General features: G+C 37.6%; 9 protein-coding genes. 8 read left to right on the top strand and 1 reads right to left on the bottom strand.

What is annotated here, in order from left to right:
- Window positions 1–613 precede the first annotated feature (613 nt).
- On the top strand, window positions 614–1405 hold the full coding sequence (locus tag AM231_RS15240) for a sugar phosphate isomerase/epimerase family protein (RefSeq protein WP_054403291.1): 792 nt from the start codon (window positions 614–616) through the stop codon (window positions 1403–1405).
- A 289-nt stretch (window positions 1406–1694) separates the two neighbouring features.
- Here AM231_RS15240 and AM231_RS15235 read toward each other — a convergent pair whose 3' ends face one another.
- A complete protein-coding gene (locus AM231_RS15235; RefSeq protein WP_054403290.1) occupies window positions 1695–1982 on the bottom strand; it encodes a DUF6809 family protein in 288 nt (95 codons plus the stop codon).
- A gap of 153 nt (window positions 1983–2135) precedes the next feature.
- Between AM231_RS15235 and AM231_RS15230 the strand changes: the two genes are divergently transcribed.
- The 7 genes from AM231_RS15230 to AM231_RS15195 all read left to right on the top strand — a co-directional run bounded on the left by AM231_RS15230 (window position 2136) and on the right by AM231_RS15195 (window position 7781).
- Entirely contained in the window at window positions 2136–2360 is a 225-nt protein-coding gene (locus tag AM231_RS15230) for a helix-turn-helix domain-containing protein (RefSeq protein WP_207383577.1), read from the top strand.
- A 181-nt stretch (window positions 2361–2541) separates the two neighbouring features.
- Window positions 2542–3030: a DUF2199 domain-containing protein gene (locus AM231_RS15225; protein ID WP_054403289.1), complete on the top strand. Its 489-nt coding sequence runs from the start codon at window positions 2542–2544 to the stop codon at window positions 3028–3030.
- A gap of 238 nt (window positions 3031–3268) precedes the next feature.
- Window positions 3269–3733 carry a DUF2691 family protein gene (locus AM231_RS15220; RefSeq protein WP_054403288.1) on the top strand — a complete coding sequence of 155 codons (465 nt, stop codon included), beginning with the start codon at window positions 3269–3271 and terminating at the stop codon, window positions 3731–3733.
- 236 nt (window positions 3734–3969) lie between these two features.
- Window positions 3970–4686: a hypothetical protein gene (locus tag AM231_RS15215; RefSeq protein WP_054403287.1), complete on the top strand. Its 717-nt coding sequence runs from the start codon at window positions 3970–3972 to the stop codon at window positions 4684–4686.
- A 998-nt stretch (window positions 4687–5684) separates the two neighbouring features.
- A complete protein-coding gene (locus AM231_RS15205) occupies window positions 5685–6428 on the top strand; it encodes a GNAT family N-acetyltransferase (RefSeq protein ID WP_054403285.1) in 744 nt (247 codons plus the stop codon).
- Window positions 6429–6652: 224 nt separating this feature from the next.
- On the top strand, window positions 6653–7309 hold the full coding sequence (locus AM231_RS15200; protein WP_054403284.1) for a HEPN domain-containing protein: 657 nt from the start codon (window positions 6653–6655) through the stop codon (window positions 7307–7309).
- A 178-nt stretch (window positions 7310–7487) separates the two neighbouring features.
- Entirely contained in the window at window positions 7488–7781 is a 294-nt protein-coding gene (locus AM231_RS15195) for a hypothetical protein (protein ID WP_054403283.1), read from the top strand.
- The last annotated feature ends 55 nt before the right edge of the window (window positions 7782–7836 follow it).

Below are 7836 nucleotides of genomic sequence, written 5' to 3'. Positions count from 1 at the left end.
ATGTTCTCCACCAATGACTAGCACAATCTTCTACAAGACAAGGATATTTTCATTTACACATAATTCTTGACGCTACCGAGCATTGATGAACTAAAAGAATTACTATATAAAGAGCAATATAAATGCTATATAATTTCCTCATCTTATGGATTTAATGGATGGGTACTAGCTAAAGAAATGAGTATAACTAAGGCATAAAGATTTAATAGTTAACCTTCGAAGACGGGGACATCTTATAACATAATATTCACGCATCGGGCATACGCCCTCGGTCCGGCAGCAGAATTTCGAGGAAGCAGAAGCACCCGGACACATCCGACTTAGTCGGAAGTCATGAATACAAGAACGTTATGTGACATCATTGCATGAGTTATTTTCAAGGAATTCTAGGTAGTTCGTTTAAGTCCCATAATCGTAGCTCGTGGGAGCGGTAAATCTTATGATGCAGGAGTTATCAAAAAGTAATGGAATAAATTAAATATGGGTTGGATAATTTTGTTAATGGTTGTAGAGCAGTGAATATACGAGATTCAAAAAATATACATAAAGAGAGTTTGACAGTTGAAGGTGCGTTCATTCTTAGGGATAGAAGAAGCTAGAAAGGAAGCGGCTTATGTTTACTATTTATGATTGGTTTGGCTATCAATTGCCGAATAAGGAACGTTTTCAGTTGATAAAAGAAGCTGGATTTGATGGGGTTTTATTATGGTGGAGCGATGGCTTTGGGCGTGACTGCTTTGGCCAGAACGATTACCGCAAAGGGCCGCAAATTGCGCGAGAAGCGGGTCTTTTTATAGAAAATATCCACGCACCAGTCCAAAGTGAAAACAACCTCTGGCTTGACAATCTGGACGGTGAAACCGTAGCTGATTGCTATTTGCAATGTATTGCAGACTGCGCCGAATTCGGGATTCCGACAATGGTGTTACACTTGCCTAACGAGGATAATCCATGTAACACATTGGGACTGGATAGAATTAAGAGAATCACTGAAAAAGCTGAACAGCTTGGTGTCAATGTTGCACTGGAGAATTTATGGAACCTTTCCAATTTGGCATATGTGCTGGATCATGTGGATTCCCCGCGTATCGGGTTCTGTTATGACTCCGGACATCACTACCGCCATTATCCAAAAGATGATTTATTATCTATGTACGGTTCTCGGCTGATGGCACTACATTTACATGATAATAACGGAAGTTATGCCCAACACGGGTTACCCTTTGACGGCACGCTTGATTGGTCTACAATCATGAAAGAAATTGCGGGAACAGATTATTCAGGTGCGACTGCAATAGAGGCCATGAATTGGGACTATAAGGATTTATCGGTTAATGAGTACTTACATAAAGCGTTTGAGCGAGCAAAAAGGTTGGAAACATTAAAACTAAGGTTTGAAGAATAGAATATTAAGCAAATTGATAAGGAATTTTAATAGAAAAGAACAAGAATCATAGTAGAGATAATAAACTAATTGTTAGTTATTCATGATGGCAATGACATCACATAACATCGTATTCACGCTTAGAGGCTATCGCCCCTTGGTTGTCAGATGTATAATCGTGGAAGGAAGCTCAGACAACAAACGCCCCAACCTAAGATAAGAGCTATCTAAGGCCGGCTCGCGTCGTGAATACGGAAACGTTATACGACAGAGCCAAAGACCAATAAAAAAATTGAGGATCATATGATCCTCAAATGTTGGAATGATACAATTCACTAAAAAGTTGCAGTGCATCTTTGAAACCTTGTATGTAGATACTTCTCTCTATGATGGATTGAAGAGAAATTTGAGCGTCTTCGTATAGAAACACTGTATGTTGAAGCTGATCGGGTAGAGCTTCACGAAGCGATTTGAAGTGTTGATCTGTCTCAATAGAAAGCTGGCTGTACTCTGTATTATTCTTCAGAAGTTCGCTGTAGAGCAATTCTAAACGTATTCGTATAAGTGGCTCTGCTAATGATTCCAATGCATTGACCATACGTTATTCCTCCTTCAATTAACTCTATAGAGTTATTATATAACCTTGTGAAGTTAACTGTAAAGTGAATTTTTGACTTTATAGAGTTAATTGTTCGCTTTTCATTGATGAACCATAGTCTGAGAGATAATATAGTGTCATGGAGGGGAAACGATGACTATAATCAAGTGCAATATAAGAGAACTAATGGCGGAACATCGAATAGATGATATAACTGAGTTGATGATGAAATCAGGATTAAGTCGAAATTCAATAAATAAACTATATAGAGAAACCAATATAGAAACGACAAAACTGGAAACCTTATTTAAACTATGTGATACATTCAATTGCAAATTATCAGATCTAATTGAATATATACCGGGAGAAGATAGATAGTGTGGGTAAACTCAAGAAGTAACTCCGTCGTATAACATAATATTCAAGCAGCGGCTCCCTTGGAGCCCTGGTCTGAGAGGCATTTCGGAGAGGTATTTCATCAGACACATCCGACTTCGTCAGACGTCATGAATACAAGAACGCTATAAGAAATCGGTGAAAATGATAAGGAGCAGAAAACATGAAATGCCCTCACTGTAACAACGAATTAAATGAACTTCCTTTATGTTACGGAATTGAAGCACCATATTATTTTTACACTGTACCAGAGGAGAAAAGAACAGAATTAATTAGAGATTTTTGTGTAATTGATGAACAACATTTTTTTATTAGAGGACATATTGAAATACCAATAATTGATAATAAAGAGAGATTTATATGGAGTGTTTGGGTTACTCTTAGTGAGGAAAACTTTTTGAAATCTAATGAATTATTGCACGTTGAAGGAAGAGAGAATGAAAAACCTTATTTTGGATGGCTATCGACTGAACTTTCAATATATCCATTAACTACATTATCGTTAAAGATAATGGTACATACGCAAGAAGTTGGTGCTGTTCCGTTAATAGAATTAGAACAAACGAATCATCCACTTGCGGTTGAACAAAGAGAAGGAATTACAATGGAAAGAGTTAAAGAAATTGCTCATTTAATAAATCATAGTCAGTAATAAGAAGAATTTGAAAGTATAGTCGAAGAAGCCACCAACATCTTATAACAAAGTATTCACGCTGTGGTCGCTCCGCTCCCTTGGTCTGCCCGAGGCATTTCGAGGAGAGGGTCAGGTAGACAATCTCTGCGAACCTAACCGCGTCGCGGCCGGGACTCTGTCCCTTAAGGTTCTCGGCTTCGTGAATACAAGAACGTTATCTGAAATCTCTGCAAGAAAAGAATAAGGAGAAGAGTAGATGATAAGAGGAATTAGTTTTGAAATTCCAAATGAATACGGAAGATTTCTCGAAGATATATTAAAACCGTTTAAAGTAGAAGATCATAATTGGTGGATAGGTGGAGAAGAGTCATACATTATACTAGATGGCAAACTGCATGCACTTTTTTCAGGGTTAATTGAATGCATGGAAGGTGATACACTAAGAAACGTTATAAAGAACAATGACTATTATTTAATATTCCAAGACCTTAAAGCTTTTCCTAAAGGCAGTAAACCAATTGAAATTAAAACTTACGACGATTTTCTCAGAAGCAACTGCGAATTGGCATTATTAGTTGTAGATAGTTCTTATACAACAATCTATTGCAAGAATGTCGAGTTAGTAGAAGCGCTATATTCTAACGCAAAGAAACAGGACTATACAAATATAGAATACATAACCGAGGAGAATGATTTCAGAACAGGCCTTTCTGTATGGTAAGGAAGTATTAATGCAAGTAAATCAGGAAGGCAGAGACATCGGATAACATTACATTCCTACATCGTCGCTGACGCTCCTTGGTCGCTAAGAGGGATATCGGAGAAGCTTATTCAAGCGACACATTCAACCAGCTAAGTCTATCGACCCGGCAACTTTGTTGCCTTAAGCCGCTTGAAAGTCAGGAATGCGGTAACGTTATGCGAAACTTCCAAAAATATTTCAAGGAGAATAAACACATGAAAACAAAAATTGAAAATCCATTAACAATTGTAGCTATTTTTGCAAGCCTTGCTGAAATTGCAGGAACATCTGTAATAGCTCTATTACCTCTTGAAATCCAGAAGATATTTATATGGTTTTTAGTGATGTTCCCAGTTCTACTAGTATTATTGTTTTTTATGACATGGAACTTTAACAATAAAGTGTTATATCCTCCAAATCAATTTAAAGACGAAAAGCATTTCATGTTATTAAATCAAAATACAAAACTCTATGAGAAATTAAGTAATATCACGTCTAAAGTAAAGGATGAGGCTACTAAAACAGCTTTAGACGAAGTGCTCATAGAATTAGACAATAATCTAAAAAATGAAGAAGAATCAATCGAAATACCTATTGCTCAGAATATTAAAAATGGTATCAATTTAGATATTAATGGAGTGGTTATCAGCGGAAGATCAGTAAAAGAATTCTACAGAAATGTTATGGATCAATTGGATAAAACGAACGTTAATATCAATCCCTATATCCCTTTTGAAACGGGGCCTAAAAGGTATTTGATTTCAAACAGTAATAACCATAAGAACGGCGAAGAATTTATAGCACCTTTATTGGTTCGTGGTAAAAACGGAAAGGAGTATTATTTAGAAACCCATAAGAGTAAAGTTGGTGCATTGAATGATATGGTTAGATTTTTAGAAGTAGTTGATGTTGATGTTAAGAAAGTAAGTTGAATATAGTTTGTATTTCAATGAAGCTGGAAGCATCGCATAACAATGTGTTCACGCATCGGGACATGCGTCCCTCGGTCCCAGAAGATAAGTCGAAGGAGAGATTGCCGGGACACACCTGCACCACCCAATCGCATCGCGACCAGTCACTTCGTTCCTTTAGGTTGGTGAGGCGTCGTGAACACGAAAACGTTATGCGTAATTCTCAGTAAGGACCTTAGAAGAAAATAAAAAAGCCGTCCCAATTGGACGGCGTTACTTTTGGCGTGCCCCTGGTACAGGTGCTTAATCGGCAACTTCACAAGAAAGCTCTTGCAAGTATCTCCCTACATGAAACCAGGGACAACGTAAATACGAATGCGCTCATCAGCACCATTCCTTTCTTAGGAAGCAACAGGAGAAGGTTAGCAATGGAGGAACTTATTAAGCCTGCAACCAGGCTACCTAAGAACCAGTTACTTTGCATCAGGGACGCCAGGAGTGGAAGAGTAGGGCACGACCCTACACCGAGTACAACCAAATGGTTAGATATCTATATTACAGTTTTTAGGAGGGTTATGCAAGGTATAAAAGAAGGGGTGCGATATTTTTAAGAGCTAAAATTATCTTATGAATCGCGAATTCTTTTTTGATTAGAAAGTACAATGCAAAGAACAAAGTGGCATGAAAAAAATCACTAGAAGAAACAAAACAATAAGAAGAATTAGGTAGTTAGAAGTACAAACTCATATGAAAATCAAAGAGAGAGGTGAAAGGTAAAGAATAGAATTGAATGTAACTCAAGAAGTAGAGAACTACGCATAACATCATGTTCACGCATCGGGGGACAAGCCCCCTTGGTTCGGCGGAGGAATTTCGGGAAGTGGAAGCAGCCGAACACATCCGCACCGACTAAGCGCACCGCGCCCGGCCACGTTGTGGCCTTAAGTCGGTGGGACGTCGTGAACACAACAACGTTATACGACAGAATGAAGAGATCTATACCCTAAAGAGGTGTAATTGTGAATATTATAGTTTATTCGTTGAAAGATAAACCTGACATGAAAACTGGCGAAATAATGAAATCCGTTTGGCCCAAATTCATGACCCAAAATAATTATTCAATGAAATACTGGAGTACAATGAGAAGACTATTTCCAGAATATCAGATTTGCATATGTATAGATGATGTACTTGTTGGGATAGGAAACTCACTCCCCATTCCTTGGTCTGGACAATTAGATGATTTACCTACAAGTTGGACTGATACATTAGTTCGAGGTGTCGATAATGGGGATCTTAATTCTGTAAACACCTTGGCAGCAGTAAACATTGCCATTCATCCTGAATATCAAAAATTAGGGTTGAGCCAGAGGTTGTTGCAAGAATTAAAACAATTATCTGTGGCTAAGGGCTTAACCAAAATGGTAGTCCCTGTTCGACCAAGTTTTAAGGCAGATTATCCATTGGCGTGCTTTGATAAATATATATATTGGAAACGCGAGGATGGCACACCGTTCGATCCGTGGATACGTACTCATTGGAAGTTAGGTGCGACGATTATCAAGCCGATACTAAAGGCATTCACTACTCAAGGTAGAATTTCAGAATGGGAGGATTGGACCGGGTTGGAATTCCCCGAAAGCGGATCGTATATTGTCAAAGGTGCTTTGCAACCAATAATCATCAACAAAGAACAAGATATTGGTACATATGAGGATCCAAATGTATGGATGGAATATTCAAGTGAGATAGGCTTTAAGTAAATAAGACATAGTGTAAGTATTTCATTGTTCCGTCGTATAACAGCATATTCACGCTGCGTCGCTTACGCTCCTTGTCTGCTCGAGGTATTTCAATAGAGCAGATCCAGGCAGACAACCTTGCGAACCTAACCGCGTCGCGGCCGGACCTACGGTCCTTAAGGTTCTCGGGTTCGTGAATACAAGAACGTTAACTGAAAGTTCAAAAATCAAAAGGGAGTACATTTATGCCATCATATTCATACCGTGACTACAAAAGAAGAACTATAGACGTAAAAAAAATTTCAAGAGATTATAAGTCTCTACGGGAAATATTTAATAAGCGTGGAAGAGTAGGTTTAGATCATTTATCTCGAAGTGGGATTTTACTATTATGTGGTGCTTGGGAGACTTATGTAGAAGATATAGTGAGAGAAATTGCTGCCCATTTTGCAACACTGGATAAAATAGATGAGCTACCTGAAGAAGTGAAAAAAACTATAGCTAATTATGTGAAGAACCATAAAGATGATAATAAAGTATTAAAATTAGCAGATGGAGGTTGGAAAACGTTATATCTTGATGAGGTTGTTGAACCAAAGCTTTCAGGATTCAATACTCCTAAAGTTCACAATATTAAAGAACTTAGTAAGAAATTGATAGGGTATGAAGAAATGCTAGATTGCTTGTGTAGCGCAGATCAAAGTTCAATAAATGAATTTGTTAAATTCAGAGGACATATTGCTCACAATGTCAGAATGAGCGGAGAAAGTTATCTGTCCGTGGAAAAGCTTGATGAATATGTAGAGGGTTTTCAGGAAATAGTCAACACTATAGATAATCATCTATTAAGTTATTTAAAGACGTATATAAACACAAGATTGTGGAACAGAATAAGTGAGTAATTCAAAGAAGAATGAACCTTCAGTTAACATAATACTCACGCATCGGGCATATGCCCTCGGTTCGGCAGAGGGATTTCGGGGAAGCAGAATCAGCCGGACACACCTGGCATTCGCCAGGCGTCGTGAGTACGGGAACGTTAGATGAAACCGGACAATTGATTTTATTTGGAGGGGCCTTATGAAGAATATTAAAACCTTATTATTGCTTATTTCTTTTTTTATGTGTTCAACACTTATAACAAGTTGTAGTAATGATACTCCTAATATCTCTGAAGAAGTCGATAAAATTAAATTAGAATTAATAGAACAAAAGAAAGATTTGAATGGAATGGTTTATACTCTAAAATTAATAAATAATTCTAGTCAAGTTATTAAACAAAATAATGTGTATTTAAGTTATCCAATAAAGACATCTAATGGATCACGAAGTAATGTATTTAAGGTAGAAGCTGGATCGGCTACACTTAGTTAGACAATAAAGATAAGGGCTTGTAGAATAAGCAGATAAGATTAAAGGAGCGGATCTA

This window comes from Paenibacillus solani (genome assembly GCF_001277345.1).
In the GTDB taxonomy this organism is placed as follows: Bacteria; Bacillota; Bacilli; order Paenibacillales; family Paenibacillaceae; genus Paenibacillus_AQ; species Paenibacillus_AQ solani.
This window is presented reverse-complemented; position numbering and strand designations above follow the sequence as displayed.